This window comes from Exiguobacterium sp. 8H, from assembly GCF_902506255.1.
Classification (GTDB): domain Bacteria; phylum Bacillota; class Bacilli; order Exiguobacteriales; family Exiguobacteriaceae; genus Exiguobacterium; species Exiguobacterium profundum.
The window spans coordinates 1,381,559-1,395,573 of sequence record NZ_LR733429.1 but is presented as its reverse complement, the minus strand read 5'-3'; the positions used below and the strand labels follow the sequence as shown (position 1 = coordinate 1,395,573).

Annotated in this window: 17 protein-coding genes; 15 read left to right on the top strand and 2 right to left on the bottom strand. The window is 47.9% G+C overall.

Features of this window, described 5'->3' with window-relative positions; genetic code table 11:
* The first annotated feature begins 1 nt into the window (after position 1).
* The 5 genes from flgL to GVY43_RS07080 all read left to right on the top strand — a co-directional run bounded on the left by flgL (position 2) and on the right by GVY43_RS07080 (position 3,346).
* The gene (flgL, locus tag GVY43_RS07100; protein ID WP_159562671.1) at positions 2-934 is read left to right on the top strand and encodes a flagellar hook-associated protein FlgL; all 933 of its coding nucleotides are present in this window, start codon (positions 2-4) and stop codon (positions 932-934) included.
* Positions 935-961: 27 nt separating this feature from the next.
* Positions 962-1,516: a DUF6470 family protein gene (locus GVY43_RS07095; protein WP_236548936.1), complete on the top strand. Its 555-nt coding sequence runs from the start codon at positions 962-964 to the stop codon at positions 1,514-1,516.
* Between the two features lie 15 nt (positions 1,517-1,531).
* Positions 1,532-1,969: a flagellar assembly protein FliW gene (fliW, locus tag GVY43_RS07090; RefSeq protein WP_159562669.1), complete on the top strand. Its 438-nt coding sequence runs from the start codon at positions 1,532-1,534 to the stop codon at positions 1,967-1,969.
* Positions 1,969-2,196 carry a carbon storage regulator CsrA gene (gene csrA / locus GVY43_RS07085; protein ID WP_012726976.1) on the top strand — a complete coding sequence of 76 codons (228 nt, stop codon included), beginning with the start codon at positions 1,969-1,971 and terminating at the stop codon, positions 2,194-2,196. Before fliW ends, csrA begins: the two co-directional genes overlap by 1 nt.
* A 94-nt stretch (positions 2,197-2,290) precedes the next feature.
* Positions 2,291-3,346 carry a GGDEF domain-containing protein gene (locus tag GVY43_RS07080; protein WP_159562668.1) on the top strand — a complete coding sequence of 352 codons (1,056 nt, stop codon included), beginning with the start codon at positions 2,291-2,293 and terminating at the stop codon, positions 3,344-3,346.
* Positions 3,347-3,401: 55 nt separating this feature from the next.
* On the opposite strand, the gene GVY43_RS07075 is transcribed toward GVY43_RS07080, so the two are convergent.
* Positions 3,402-4,316 (bottom strand): YitT family protein, encoded by a 915-nt coding sequence (locus GVY43_RS07075; RefSeq protein WP_084543049.1) that lies wholly within the window; start codon positions 4,314-4,316, stop codon positions 3,402-3,404.
* Between the two features lie 177 nt (positions 4,317-4,493).
* On the opposite strand from GVY43_RS07075, the gene GVY43_RS07070 reads away from it, so the two are divergent.
* From GVY43_RS07070 to GVY43_RS07060, 3 genes are all read left to right on the top strand, one after another.
* A complete protein-coding gene (locus GVY43_RS07070) occupies positions 4,494-5,354 on the top strand; it encodes a YitT family protein (RefSeq protein ID WP_159562667.1) in 861 nt (286 codons plus the stop codon).
* Between the two features lie 114 nt (positions 5,355-5,468).
* Complete coding sequence (locus GVY43_RS07065) at positions 5,469-5,756, top strand: putative quinol monooxygenase (protein ID WP_074036210.1); 288 nt, start codon at positions 5,469-5,471, stop codon at positions 5,754-5,756.
* A 102-nt stretch (positions 5,757-5,858) separates the two neighbouring features.
* The gene (locus GVY43_RS07060; RefSeq protein ID WP_159562666.1) at positions 5,859-6,794 is read left to right on the top strand and encodes a multidrug resistance efflux transporter family protein; all 936 of its coding nucleotides are present in this window, start codon (positions 5,859-5,861) and stop codon (positions 6,792-6,794) included.
* 37 nt (positions 6,795-6,831) lie between these two features.
* Here GVY43_RS07060 and GVY43_RS07055 read toward each other — a convergent pair whose 3' ends face one another.
* Positions 6,832-7,329, bottom strand: a complete 498-nt coding sequence (locus GVY43_RS07055) for a hypothetical protein (protein ID WP_031422805.1) — start codon at positions 7,327-7,329, stop codon at positions 6,832-6,834.
* Positions 7,330-7,485: 156 nt separating this feature from the next.
* Between GVY43_RS07055 and GVY43_RS07050 the strand changes: the two genes are divergently transcribed.
* The 7 genes from GVY43_RS07050 to GVY43_RS07020 all read left to right on the top strand — a co-directional run bounded on the left by GVY43_RS07050 (position 7,486) and on the right by GVY43_RS07020 (position 13,968).
* On the top strand, positions 7,486-7,971 hold the full coding sequence (locus tag GVY43_RS07050) for a hypothetical protein (RefSeq protein WP_159562665.1): 486 nt from the start codon (positions 7,486-7,488) through the stop codon (positions 7,969-7,971).
* 60 nt (positions 7,972-8,031) lie between these two features.
* The gene (locus GVY43_RS07045) at positions 8,032-8,223 is read left to right on the top strand and encodes a hypothetical protein (RefSeq protein ID WP_078147341.1); all 192 of its coding nucleotides are present in this window, start codon (positions 8,032-8,034) and stop codon (positions 8,221-8,223) included.
* Between the two features lie 60 nt (positions 8,224-8,283).
* Complete coding sequence (locus GVY43_RS07040) at positions 8,284-9,111, top strand: GNAT family N-acetyltransferase (RefSeq protein ID WP_159562664.1); 828 nt, start codon at positions 8,284-8,286, stop codon at positions 9,109-9,111.
* A gap of 10 nt (positions 9,112-9,121) precedes the next feature.
* Positions 9,122-9,445 carry a hypothetical protein gene (locus GVY43_RS07035; RefSeq protein ID WP_201302247.1) on the top strand — a complete coding sequence of 108 codons (324 nt, stop codon included), beginning with the start codon at positions 9,122-9,124 and terminating at the stop codon, positions 9,443-9,445.
* A 123-nt stretch (positions 9,446-9,568) separates the two neighbouring features.
* Entirely contained in the window at positions 9,569-10,861 is a 1,293-nt protein-coding gene (locus GVY43_RS07030; RefSeq protein WP_159562662.1) for a methyl-accepting chemotaxis protein, read from the top strand.
* Positions 10,862-11,097: 236 nt separating this feature from the next.
* A complete protein-coding gene (locus tag GVY43_RS07025; RefSeq protein WP_159562661.1) occupies positions 11,098-11,922 on the top strand; it encodes a flagellin in 825 nt (274 codons plus the stop codon).
* A gap of 144 nt (positions 11,923-12,066) precedes the next feature.
* Positions 12,067-13,968: a motility associated factor glycosyltransferase family protein gene (locus GVY43_RS07020; protein WP_159562660.1), complete on the top strand. Its 1,902-nt coding sequence runs from the start codon at positions 12,067-12,069 to the stop codon at positions 13,966-13,968.
* The last annotated feature ends 47 nt before the right edge of the window (positions 13,969-14,015 follow it).

The following is a 14,015-nucleotide window of genomic DNA, read 5'->3' as shown; positions in this document are numbered from 1 at the left end:
GATGCGTGTCACACAGACAATGCTCACACAGACGAACTTGAAGCATTTATCAAGTAGTTACAACACACTCGCTCGTGTCCAGGAACAGCTCATCAGCGGGAAACGGATTCAAAAAGCATCGGAGGATCCAGTCGTTGCGATGCAGGGAATCCGTTACCGGACTGAGGTGCGAGAAGTCGACCAATTCCGACGTAACGTCAGCGAAGCGACAAGTTGGATGGATTTGACGGACTCGACATTGAACGAAGTCACGGAAGCTGTCAAGCGGATTCGTGAGTTGACGACACAAGCGGCGAACGATACGTATGAATCGTCGCAACGTGCCATCATCAAGAGCGAGGTCGATCAATTGATCGAACACATCGGTTCACTTGCGAACTCAAAAGCAGGTGAAAAGTATATTTATAACGGTACGAAGACAGATCAACCTCTCATCAATGTCGACCAGTTAAAAGCGTATTTAGCGAATCCGGCTGGTTCTGTCGATTCGATTTATGAGAGTGGAACGGCACCTGCAACAAGTGGGGAGATCGAATTTGAAGTGTCAAAAGGAATTACTGTACAAGTGAACATGCAACCGGAAACGGTTTTTGGTAAGGAGTTATTTGAAGGGCTTCATAAATTAACTACACTTCTTAATGATCCAACGACTGCCGGGGCAGATTTGTCTGCAGAACTTGATACGCTCGACACACTCGGTCAAAACTTGATCACGGAACGGGCGGAGCTCGGTGCCCGAGCAAACCGTTTGGAGCTCGTCGACAATCGTCTTCAAGATCATGAGATTATCGCCAAGACCATCATGTCTGATAATGAAGACATCGATGTAGAAAAAGTCATTATGGAGCTGAAGTCACATGAAACTGTACACCGTGCAGCGTTATCTGCAGGTGCCCGCATCATTCAGCCGACGCTCCTCGACTTCTTACGGTAATTGATGATGAATCTCGCGAGACTTGAGATGCGGCAGACACAGGCCGCAATCCAGATGACATCCAATCGACCGGTACTCGAGATGCGTCAGGGACGGGCCGACCTGTCCATCCAACAAGGGAGAGCCGAGATGACGCAACAGACGACAGAAGGGAAGCTTGAGGTTGATTCATCAGTAGCGAGAAGTGAGAGCAATCTGAAGGGTGTGCTCGAACTCGGTAAACATTTCGGGCGGATTGGGGAACAAGGTGCCCGAGAAGCGATGGCGAATATCGCTCGAGACGGCGACCGCATGATGCGAATCGAGAACGGGAATCCGATCCCTTCGATAGCGGCTGAGAAAGTGAATGACCCATATCCGATTGTTGACATGGGCTACATGCCAAAATCAATCGATCGTGTCAAGTTGACGTATACGCCGGCGGATGTGAAAATCGAGTGGAATATCACACCACCCCAAATTGATGTATCGCTCACTCCGGCCGACATCTCGTTCACGCCGTGGACGACGGACATTTCGCTCCGTCAGCAGGCGTCACTCGAGATGTGGCCGGTCGGTGGGATGTATGATGAAACGCGTTGAAAGTGAGGACAATCCATGTTCATTGAAACAGACTACTTTGGCAAGATTGAAATAAACGAAGCGGAGACGATCACCTTCGTCAGTGAGATTCCAGGATTCCCGGACTCAAAAACGTTCGTGTTGATCCCGTATGGGGAAGAGTTACCGTTCTGGTCGCTTCAGTCGATTGAGGAACAGGCATGCGCGTTCGTCGTGACGAATCCGTTTTGGCATAAGTCGGACTATGCGTTTGAATTGTCGGATGGCGCGAAAGACCAACTTGGAATCGAGGAGGCGGAACACGTATCGGTCTATTCTATTGTGACGCTTCGTGAACCTTTTGATTCATCGACGCTCAACTTGAAAGCACCGATCGTCATCGAGACGAAGGAACGTCGCGGGAAACAAGTCATCCTAGACGATGCGTATCCAGCTCGTTATCCACTCGGTGGCACGAAAGCGGAGGTGCGCTGATGCTCGTATTGAAACGAAAACAAGGTGAGGCCATCCATATCGGCGACGATGTGACGCTCACGGTACTCGCCATTGAAGGCGACCAAGTGAAGCTCGGGATTGATGCCCCGCGTCATATCGATATCCATCGCCATGAGGTGTACATTCAAATGCAGGAAGAGAACGAGTCGGCACGAAACAGTGCTAACTTGATGAAGCAGATGATTCAAAAGCAGTCGGAAGCGTGAGCTTTCGACTTTTTTCATGAATCCGGTAATTGATGGATGACAGCGCTCGATGGGTTGGGATAGGATGGAAACGTGAAAGGAAGGAGGGGAATCGGTGGAAACAGGTATTAATAGTTTTTTTATCAACATCAGTCTTATCTTTTTATTCATGTCACTCACATTCTATGTGATGCGGACGGTTTTACCGATTCAGCCGACTTCCCCGTTATTTGTACGCTTTTGGTTTGGAGTCTCTAACGGATTGACGGCAATTCTCTTAACCATCAACTCCATCGAATTAGGGGATGCACGAATCGACCTTCGTCTCATCCCGATTGCCTTATCCGCAACGTTCGCTGGACCGTTCGGCGCTATCGTCACGCTCGGCCTGATTTTCATCGGACGCACGACGCTGCACGGAATGAGTGCTCCGTTCGTAGACTCGTTACTGTTGTTACTTGTCTTCTTTTTATTTTCTCTTGTCATGACACGCCTACCGATTCGTCGAGGAAGAGGGTATGCCATCTACATCGGGTTTGGTGCGCTCCTCGTCTTGATTCAAGTGAGCGGCAGTGTGAATGAGACGGTCTTTATAAATGTATTTGTTCCTTATTTTCTCATGTTATCTTTTGGGGCGTGGCTCTGCTATTGGGCCGCAAAGAAACTCGAGACACATCTATGGATGTTTCTCCTACATACGCACCGGGCGACCATTGATGAGTTGACGGGACTCCCGAACCGTTACAGGACGCTCGAACAGATGAATGATTTGGAAATGTCCGGTAAACCGTGGACGTTACTCGTCATCGACGTCGATCATTTTAAACAGTTGAACGATACATATGGGCACTTGGCGGGAGACGCAGCGCTTCGTCATATCGGACAAACGTTGGAACGAAGCTGTCCGCCTTCTGGATTTGTCGGGCGATACGGTGGCGAAGAATTTTTGCTTGTCATTGAAGGTAGTGAAGGCATGGCGAAGGTGGCAGAAAACATCGTGCAGATGGTACAGCGAACACCATTCGAATTTCAAGGTGAAATCATTCCGATGACTATTTCAATCGGTGCAGCGATTGCAGGGCATGAGCCGAGCATGGTCGTGTTCGAAAGAGCAGATGAAGCATTATATGAAGCAAAGCGAAATGGTCGGAATCAGGTCAAATTTGCGTAAAAATCCCCTATAACCGTTGGCGATGATGGTCCAGCGGTTATAGGGGATTTCACGTTTAGTGAATGTTTTTCTTCTTTAATTGTCCGCCGCGGACGTCGTGAATGTTGCCAATGGCGAGGAACGCTTTTTCATCATAGTCATCGAGAATGTCTTTTAATTTCGTTTCTTCTAATCGACTGATGACCGTGAAGACGACTTTCTTCCCGTCACCTGTGTAGGCGCCTTCTCCATGAAGATACGTCACACCTCGACCGAGCCGGTCCATGATGGCTTGCCCGATATCGTCTGGTGCGGACGTGATGATCCAGGCCGCTTTCGACTGGTCAATTCCTTCTAGGACAACATCGATCGTCTTGAATGCGATGAAATAGGTGAGGAGCGAATACATGGCCCGGTCCCAACTGAAGACGAATCCGGCCGTCCCGAGGATAAAGATATTGAAAAACATGACAATCTCTCCGACGGAGAATGGTAATCGGTTCGTGAAGGAAACGGCAAGAATTTCCGTTCCATCGAGTGATCCTCCCGCCCGGATGACGAGCCCGATTCCGGCACCGAGTAAGAAACCGCCGAAGACGGTCGACAAGAGGAGGTCGTCTGTGAACGGCTTGATGTCGTGAAGGACGATGGTGAAGGCTGACATGAGAAGGATGGCCGTCAACGTGACGACGGCGAACGTCTTTCCGATTTGCCGATACCCGAAGTAGATGAACGGTAAGTTGAAGAGGACGAGCCAAATCGCGAGCTTCGTTTCCGTCAAGTACGACACGATAATCGAGACGCCTACGATACCACCGTCGATGATTTGATTCGGTACGAGGAACGCCTCCAAGCCGACTGCAAAGACGAGGGAGCCGAGCAGCAAAAGGACGACTTTTACAAACAGTTCAGAAGCCTTGATCGGATTATGTTCCCGCCTTAAGCGCTGCACTTCCTCCGGTGTCGGGGAAGGCATAGGTGTACGCTGCATACATGGTGCCCCCTTTCCATTTTCTTAAGTATAACAAATGATACGAACCGACAATCATTTACGACAGAGAATCTGACATGAATATTCAGAATTGATGGAGGATTCTTGATAAATTATCTTAGTATTATTTTATGTTAGGCTAAGAAGGTTGTTGAACAATGGATGGAGGTCTATAGGATGAAACGAGAAAACAAAACGTGGTTGATGGCGTTTCAAATGATGATGAACATCATCGGGGGACTCATCGCGGCGTATGGATTGGAATCGGTCCTCATTCCGAATAACGTTTCGGACGGGGGCGTCACTGGGATCAGTATTGTCGGGTCACAACTGACGGGACTGCCGCTCGGTATTTTCATCGGGGTGTTAAATATTCCGTTTGTCTATCTGGGTTATAAACAAATCGGGAAGAGCTTCGCCATCCTTTCAGTCACCGGGATTGCATCTTTGTCTGTCGGTACGGTCATTATGCACCATGTTCCGACTATCATCGAAGGGGATGCGCTCCTCATCACGGTGGTCGGTGGGATCATCCTCGGATTCGGGATGGGGATTTCGCTTCGCAACGGGGGAGCGCTTGACGGTATCGATATGTTGGCGGTCCTGTTATCACGGAAATTGCCGTTCGGAACGAGTGATTTGATTCTGTTTTTGAATACGTTCGTCTTTATCGTCGTCTCGACGGTGTTCGGTCTTCAAGGAGCGGTCTTGTCCGCCATCGCCTACTTCATCGCCTCGAAAGTGATTCATATCGTTGAAGAGGGATTGAGCGGGGCAAAAACGTTCAAAATCATCACGAGTGAACCGCAGGAGATGGTCGAGACGATTCGGGACCGTCTCGGACGGAGCGCCACGTTGAATCAAATCCAAGGAGCATATTCCAAAGAAAGCTATTACGAAATCACGTGTGTCATCAACCGGCTCGAAGAACGAAAGATCAAAGACATCATCGATGATGTCGACCCGAAAGCGTTCGTCGTCGTTTATGAGGTGACAGAGGTCAAAGGCGGGAATTTCCAAAAACGCGATATTCATTAACGGATGGCCAAGGGTCGTCCGTTTTTTTAACCTCTACACGTGTGAACCGACCAAGCAGGAAATCGCATATGGTAAGTGGAAGAAGTCGATGCAAAAGAAAGGGGAGGATTGGAAATGTACGCACTGATTGGAAAGCTTGTCACGAAAGCGGGGCAACGCGATAGACTCGTAGCAATTTTGTCGGAAGCGGCGCGGGAGATGGAGGCGACATCGGATTGTGAATCGTATCGGGTCCACGTGTCGCTCGATGAGGCGGATACCGTATTCGTCTATGAAGTATGGCGAAATGAGGAGGCGCATGCGGCGTCGTTGTCGCTTGTTGAAGTGAGGGCATATATCGATCAGGCGAAGCCGATCCTCGAGCGAATGGAGCGGATCGCCGCGCTCGAACTCCGGACATGACCGAGGAGGAATAACGAAACGGATGGCGAAGCGCTGTCCGTTTTTTGCAGGAGAAATCACAAGATGTCGAGAACATGACAGGATTCGGAAAGGAGGGAACTTATGCGTCCACTCATACTCGGTGTCTTCGCCGCCTTGTTTTTTGCGAGTACGTTTGTGTTGAACGAAGTGATGCAAGTCGGAGGTGGCAGCTTTGCCTATAGTGCCTCGCTCCGCTTTTTGTGGATGATTCCGTTATTGCTAGTTGTAGTCGCGTTTCGTGGTGGACTCAAGCGAGTCCTCTCAGCATTGAAAGAAAGTCCTCGTCAATGGATTGTTTGGGGGACGGTCGGATTCGGACTGTTTTACGTCCCGATTTGTCTCGCAGCCGAGGTCGCACCCCCGTGGCTGATTGCGGGCACATGGCAAGTGACGATTGTCGCCGGGGCACTGTTGTCCCCACTCTTCAAGAAGGTAGACGGAACACGGGAGAAAATCCCATGGCGCGGACTTCGCTTCTCGGTCTTGATTCTCATTGGGGTCGTAATGATGCAAGTGGAGTTTTTCGAGTCGTTCGAACCTCGGTTCATTTGGCTTGGGGTCGTGCCGGTCATCATCGCCGCGTTCGCCTATCCGCTCGGGAACCGGAAGATGATGCAACATACGGACCTCGACGTGTTCGAGCGAATCCTCGGAATGTGTCTCGGGTCACTCCCGGTCTGGCTCCTGTTGTTCGGTTACGGGTTGACGACGGGGCGTCCCTCATCGAGTCAGCTCGGGCAGACGTTCCTCGTCGCCCTGTTATCCGGGGTTGTCGCGACCGTGCTATTCTTCATGGCGACCGATCTCGTCAAACATGACATGGGAAGACTGGCGTCCGTCGAAGCGACGCAAGCGCTCGAAGTCCTGTTCGCGCTCATCGGGGAACTCATCTTCCTGCATGCCGTCATGCCATCGCCAATCGCTTTGTCCGGGATCGCGCTCGTCATGGTCGGGGTCGTCTTCCACAGTCGGAGTCAGTTTATGGAGCTTCCGACCGTGGTCCGACAAGAGGCATAAAAAAATCCCCTCAGTCTTTTGAGCGAGGGGATGGTCATTAACTTGTTGTCAAACTGCCTTTGACTTTGTCATAGAAATCATCCATCATACCGGTACGACTACCGAGTTGGCAGATCAGTTCGAGCGTTTCTTTATAGAACTTCTTGACGAGTCCTTTGTTTTTGACGCCGTCCATTGATGCGAGCGTCTGATCGAGATTCTCTAAAATCTCTTTGATTTGCGCGTCTGAGTCCGGTTTGACGACTGTCATGTTCTCAGGAATGCTGACGACTTTTTCTTGACCTTGGTGACGGAACGATGCACCGAAGCCAAGGTTCTCGATGAAGAGGTGCGGCATCACTTTTTGACCGAAGAAATGCTTGTGCCAGTCCGTTGCTTTCATCGTGTCCATGTCCTGTTTGAACGTAGATGCCGTGGAGACATATTGTTTAAACAAATCCGTCATGAATTTCTCGATGACCGGGATTTGAAGGGCGAAGACGTTTTTCAAGAGCGCGTCGAGCTGAGCGCGTGTCAAAGTAGTTTCGTTAGACATGTCAGTTCCTCTTTTCTATAGTACGTTACTACCATCGTATGGGATTGACGGACACTCGTCAATGTAAGGGGAAACATTTTTTCAGAATATTTAATGAAAAGTCGTTAACTTGTGGGATAATCAAGTGAAGACATTAACAAGTGAGGAGTGGTTCTTGTGAACAAATCGATGAAATGGGCGCTCGCGCTCGGTGTGACAGGTGCATTGGTGGCGACAGTCGGTGTCGTCTCGTCCCGGGGACGGACAGAGGATACGACGCAGACGATTCGTGACCGTGAGCTCGGCTATGAGATCATCTTGCCGTCGAAGATTGTCGAGGCGATTGAGCGAGGTGATGTCTATATCGAGAAGGCGCAGGACGTCGTCGACATCGGGGACACGAAGAGCTACGGTACGTTCGATTTATACTATAACGTTGAGAACGGGGACGACCAACTCTTGTTCCACCTAGACTTGATCGACCGCGAATTGACTCAAGAGGCGTTCGCGACAGAAATCGGCTACGGCAACTACCTCGGGACGAACGACAAGACGTTCTTCTGGGTCGAACCGACAGAGGCCGTCCCAGGTGCGGAGGCGCATACGGACGAGATTGCCGAGTTGATCGAGACACTTCCTGAGTTAGAGTTCCGAACGTTATAACATGGAGAGACTGCAGACGGCTGAATCGTTTGCAGTCTTTTTCAGAGAGGTGGGGGACGTGTGCGAAAGACATTACCAAGCCGAAGACGAGATTATTCGGAGGGATTGATTGTAATCCTTTTGTTTATCGTCGCGATGTATATATTTGATTTACCGAAACAAGAAAGCTTTTTCACCTTGGCTGTTGTCATCGTCATCTCAGTCATGATGCGAGAATTGACTTATCTTTTTCAGAATGAAAGAAATCATTGAATGTCTGCTCGCTACGGCGGGCTTTTTCCTTTGTGCTACAATACAAATGAGGTGATATGAATGAATTGGACAGTAGAAGAAGTAAGACAGGCAGATGACGTCAAAGCGTTAGAACAGGCGGTCAACGCGAACGACAAGATCGACGTAAAGGTTGGGCATGAGTCGGTCGGGCAGAACGACTATGCGGTATATGACGGGGAGACGCTCGTTGGTTATCTCATGCTTTTCCCGTATCTTCCGAACGAGTATGAAGTGAATGCGCTCGTTCATCCTGAATACCGGAAACAAGGTGTCTTCACGGCACTACTCGAAACGGCAAAACAAGACGCGAAGTTGAACGGTTGCGAAGCATTCACGTTCGTCATCGACCGAAACTCGGCATCCGGGAAAGCGGTGCTCGAGCATCTTCAGGCGGCGTATCAGTTCTCGGAATACAATCTCGTCTTGAAAAAAGCGGAACTCTTCTTGAAGCCGGACGAGGTATCGCTACGTGAGGCGACAGCAGACGACCGTCCGCTCATCATCGCGACGCTCAGCGAGGCGTTCGGAGATCCGGTCGATGTGACGGAAAACATCTATCAACAAATCGATACGCCAGACCGCGTGACGTATATCGGTGAAGTGGACGGCAAACCGATCGGTGTGATTCGCGCCCTTCTTACAGGGGACGACGCGGCAAGCATCCATGCGTTCGGGGTCAAAGCAGGCGAACAAGGCAAAGGCTACGGTACGAAAATGTTGAAACAGATGGTCCAACAACTGTTCCGCATGGGCCGGACGAAAGTCGAGCTCGATGTCGAGACGGAAAACAAGGCGGCGCTCGAGATTTACAAACGTGCCGGTTTTGCGGAGAATGGTGGCTATGAGTTTTATATGATTGAAGTGTGAGGTGAACCACATGGTGAAAAATCTGAAATGGCTCGGCGCGGCGTTTGAAGCCTTCCTCGGGATTCCGCTTCTTGGCGGTCTCTTCATCATCGGAATGGGCTATTCGCCCCTCGGTTTCATGTTCGTCTACCACGTGATCGTATTGATTCTTTCGTTCAGTCGATTGAGTCGCTTCTCTTACGGTGCGGCGGTCGGAATTGCGGCCTCGGTGCTCGGCTTCATTCCATTTGTCGGGATGATGCTGCACTGGGCGGCTGCCATCACGCTCGCGATTGACGCGGCGACGACACCACGTCGTGTGGTGCACGTCGAACGTGATGATGAAGCATTCTAACGAAACGTACTCCTTGACGGGGGTACGTTTTTTCATTGACCAAACGTTCAACTGAAAACGCTATACATTCATTGGAAATTGGACGATATAAGGAGTGATGAACACAATGAGGAGGAACAAACAGTGAAAGTATTTAAAAACTTTACGACGCAATTGCTCGCGTGGATTTTGGTCACGTCCTTTATCACGGGCGGAGCGGTCGGCTACATCACCCTATTACTCTTGACGGAACTCGAGATGGAACAAGGTCAAGTCATGCTCGTCGGTACGGTCGTGGCATTACTCATCTCATCACTCGGCGGAATCGTTATTTACTTGATTGCCCGTCGTCCACTGAAAGCGGTCGAGATGGCTTCTGAAAAAGCTGTTGAAGTTGGAAATGGTGATTTGACGGTGCACTTCGCTGACGAGAAGACGACGGATCGTTCAGAGATGGGACGTTTGCTCTTATCGATGGACAACATGGTCGAACACCTTCGGGAACAAGGCACGAACATGCGTTACACGGCGGACCAATTGACAGGTTCGGCACAGGAAATCGCAGCTTCAGTTCAAGAAGGGAACGTGGCGGGCGAAAGTATCCGTTCTGCGATGGATTCCCTCAACAAGATGTTAGAAGACAACGTCAGTGCGACGTATAACTCGATGGACTTGCTCGGAGCGGTCGCGCGTACGATGGAGAGCATCCGTCAAGAGATGTCATCGGCGCTTGATTCGGCGAGCGAGATGCAACAGGAAGCGGAGAGCGGGAAAGGTCTTGCCTCGTCTTCAGTTCATGCGATGCATGCGATTGCCGGGAAAGTCGAACAGTCATCGACGCTCAACAGCCAGTTGACGGAAATGACAGGCGAGATCTCACGGATCACGGATGTCATCAGTGACATTTCGGCACAGACGAACTTGCTTGCCTTGAACGCATCGATTGAAGCGGCACGTGCCGGTGAGCATGGGCGTGGATTCGCCGTCGTAGCGGCAGAAGTGAAAAAGCTCGCAGAACAAACGGCGAACTCGACTCAAGAAATCACGGATCTCATCGTAGACGTGAAGCGTCTCGTTGGGGATACATCGTCTTCAATGGCGAACGTCAAAGCAGAAGTGGAGACAGGTGTCGGTTTAGTTGAAAAAGCAGGTGGTGCGTTCGCATCGATTCACAATTCCGCAAATGAAGTATACAGTCATGTCCATTCGGTCGATTCACTCCTTGATGAGTCACGTGGTCAGATCGATTCGGTTGTGACAAACTCGGCAGGCATCGTTGGCATGGTCGAAGAAGCATCGCGTTATGCGAATGAAGTGACATCAGCGGCGAGCCAGCAAGCGGCTAGTCTTGGTGAGGTGAACGGGGCGATGTCAGAGCTCGTTCGCGTCGCAGAGAGTTTGCAGAATGAGACGGAACAGATGAAAGTAGAAGTGTAAGAAGGTTGAAAACGTCCCAATGATGGGGCGTTTTTCATTACATAAATATAAAATTTGAAGAAATCATAAAAAAAGTTGTAAAAAGACTAAACTGCCGAGCCTTCACTCCGATATAGAGTATGGAAACGATAAAACGTTCCAACAAATGTAAGGTGAGGGGCCGGCCTAAACCTTACATGCTCGGACAAACGGATTTGGAAGAGCGGAAAAACTCAAACCTATGGAGGGAAATTACAATGATTATCAACCACAACCTTAACGCAATGAACGCACACCGCAACATGGCGTTCAACACAACTAACTCTGGGAAGGCAATGGAGAAACTTTCTTCAGGTCTTCGCATCAACCGTGCTGGCGATGACGCTGCTGGTCTTGCAATCTCTGAAAAAATGCGTGGACAAATTCGCGGTCTTGATCAAGCGTCACGTAACGCACAAGACGGAATCTCACTCATCCAAACAGCTGAAGGTGCATTGAACGAAACACACTCTATCCTTCAACGTATGCGTGAACTCGCTGTTCAATCGTCAAACGATACGAACACAACAACTGACCGTCAAGAGCTTCAAAAAGAAGTTGATGAGCTCGTTAGTGAAATCACACGTATCGCTGAAAACACAGAGTTCAACACGAAAACATTGATGGATGGCGGTTTCTCAGCTGTGGGATCTGGTCTCAAATTCCACATCGGTGCAAACTCAGGTCAAAACATTGAGTTGACAATCGGAAACATGACTTCTACTGGTCTTTCTGTTGATACAATCGATATCGAATCACAAACAGGTGCAAACAGCGCTATCTCAGTAATCAACACTGCGATTGAAACTGTATCATCTGAGCGTGCGAAACTTGGGGCAACACAAAACCGTCTTGAGCACACAATCAACAACTTGAACGTTGGAGCTGAAAACCTTCAAGCTGCTGAATCACGTGTCCGTGACGTAGATATGGCGAAAGAAATGATGAACTTCACGAAAAACAACATCTTGAACCAAGCTGCACAAGCAATGCTTGCTCAAGCGAACCAACAGCCACAAGCTGTACTTCAGTTGTTACGTTAAGATTCAATTAAAACCATATAAAAAGGGAAACAGACATAAAGTCTGTTTCCCTTTTTTTAAATAAATTTGTCAGTCTATCGATATTCATATATTGAAATTGTATACTATATACAGATGAACTTTTAAAACATAAAGGAGTGCCTTATGTCACAACTGCAAAACATCGTAAAAGAGCTTCGGGACATCTCAAATCAAGTTGTCCTCTTAGTTGAAAACGAAAAGTGGGATGTCCTCGATGAGATTGTGGGAATCATTCGACTATTTGGCGAAAATATTCATTCTAATGGAATTCGGACAGTGGAACATGTATCAGAGCTCCAAGCTATAAAGAAAGAGAATTTACAACTGTATGTCAATGTTGTCTATGATAATTTGCAATTATTAATTACAGAATATGAAGCATTAATAGAAGTAGAACATCAGAATCAAATCGTCTTCCCGTTCCGCTATCATGAGAACGAGATGGCTCTTATAAAGCAGAACGATAGTAGCCACTATTTTGTGAGTGAAACGCTTTTAGAGTTTGAGCGGTTGCAAGCCGAGATTGCTGATGACACGGAAGCTATTATCCTTTTAGGGTATGGAAGTGGGCTGTTTCATGCTGAATTGATAAAACAATATCATGTCTTGACGATTGATCCCCTCAACTTACCGTCAAATATTAAAAGTGATTCAGTCTTGTCTTTTCTTGATTCGCAAGACGATTATAAAACGTTATTGCAATCAAAGTTTCAATCGTTTATTGGTTTGAAAACGGAAGTTATTAAACATCCTCTTTATGAGGATACAAAAACGTTACTTGAATTATTAAAATTGGTTCGAAATTATTTGAGCGAAAGTCGAATTGATTTAACGACACGTAAAGTGTACACGGAGAGCTGGTATCAAGAATCGTTTCAAAATGCGAGCTACCTAAACCGGCATTCAGATCGTCTTTTTAACATCGATGGTCTCAAACATAAATATAAAGGAAGCCATGCGCTGATGATTGCAGGGGGTCCTTCACTAGAAGATGCGATCCCTTATCTTAAAAAGGCTCAGTGCGCTTACTATATCATTGCGATTGGTCAGACAGTTAAAGTTTTACTGGAGAATGAAATCCGACCGGACTTTGTCATATCGATTGACGCTGGTGAAGCTAACGCTCATTTCTTCAACGATATTGAAATTGATGTCCCACTTGTCTATTCGTTACAAGTGAATCATCAGATTCCACAACGAGCAAAGGGGTTACTTGTACCTTATGCTGATGCCAAGGTTACACAAGATTTGCTACCCTATACAAAAACAGTTTTCAGTACGTACCCTACGGTGGCGTTAGCAGCGGTTGCATTTGCGAACTATTTGGACTTTGATTCAATTGGGTTGATCGGACAAGATTTAGCATTGCGAGAAGGTGAATATTATAGTGCTTCGGTCAAACAAGCTTCTTCAAACGATGGTCAGTTCACTAAAACGTTATATGACGTACCATTGAATAATGGTGAGATGGGGAAAACCACACCAATCTTATTTGGTTTTTTAACTAGTTACCAAGCATTAATCAAGTCACAGCTCGGATTAAAAGAAAAACTAGTCAACTACGCGGAGAAAGGTGCTCGAATTGAGGGAGTTTCGTATCAATCCCTTGAAAGGCTCCACACCACACCGATTCAAAAACAGAAACTTGAACAAGTCAAAGAATCAGAATTGAATGTCCCGATTGAGCATGTACAACAATTACTTGATAGTGTGAGCGAACGATTGCAAATGCTTGAAAAACGATTGCGTCGCGTCATGAATCAAAAAGCTGTCACCATCGATGAGTTTGAAAAAATGCTACGGGATTGGGATGCGATGATTGAAGCGCCATCTTTCCGAACACATATCATGCCGCTTCAACTCGTCAATTTATTAATCATTCAAAATAAAATTAAATTCCATAATCGATACAATCGAACGAGTGCATTACGTCTTTCGATTTTGTCGCGAATGTTTGAGTCGATTCAAGAACTACAAACTCAACTTCACACGATAAAACAAGCGTATGCAGAAACTATTAAGTAACAAGTAGCGCCAATAATATATTTATTAGACATTGTGCATGAGAGAGG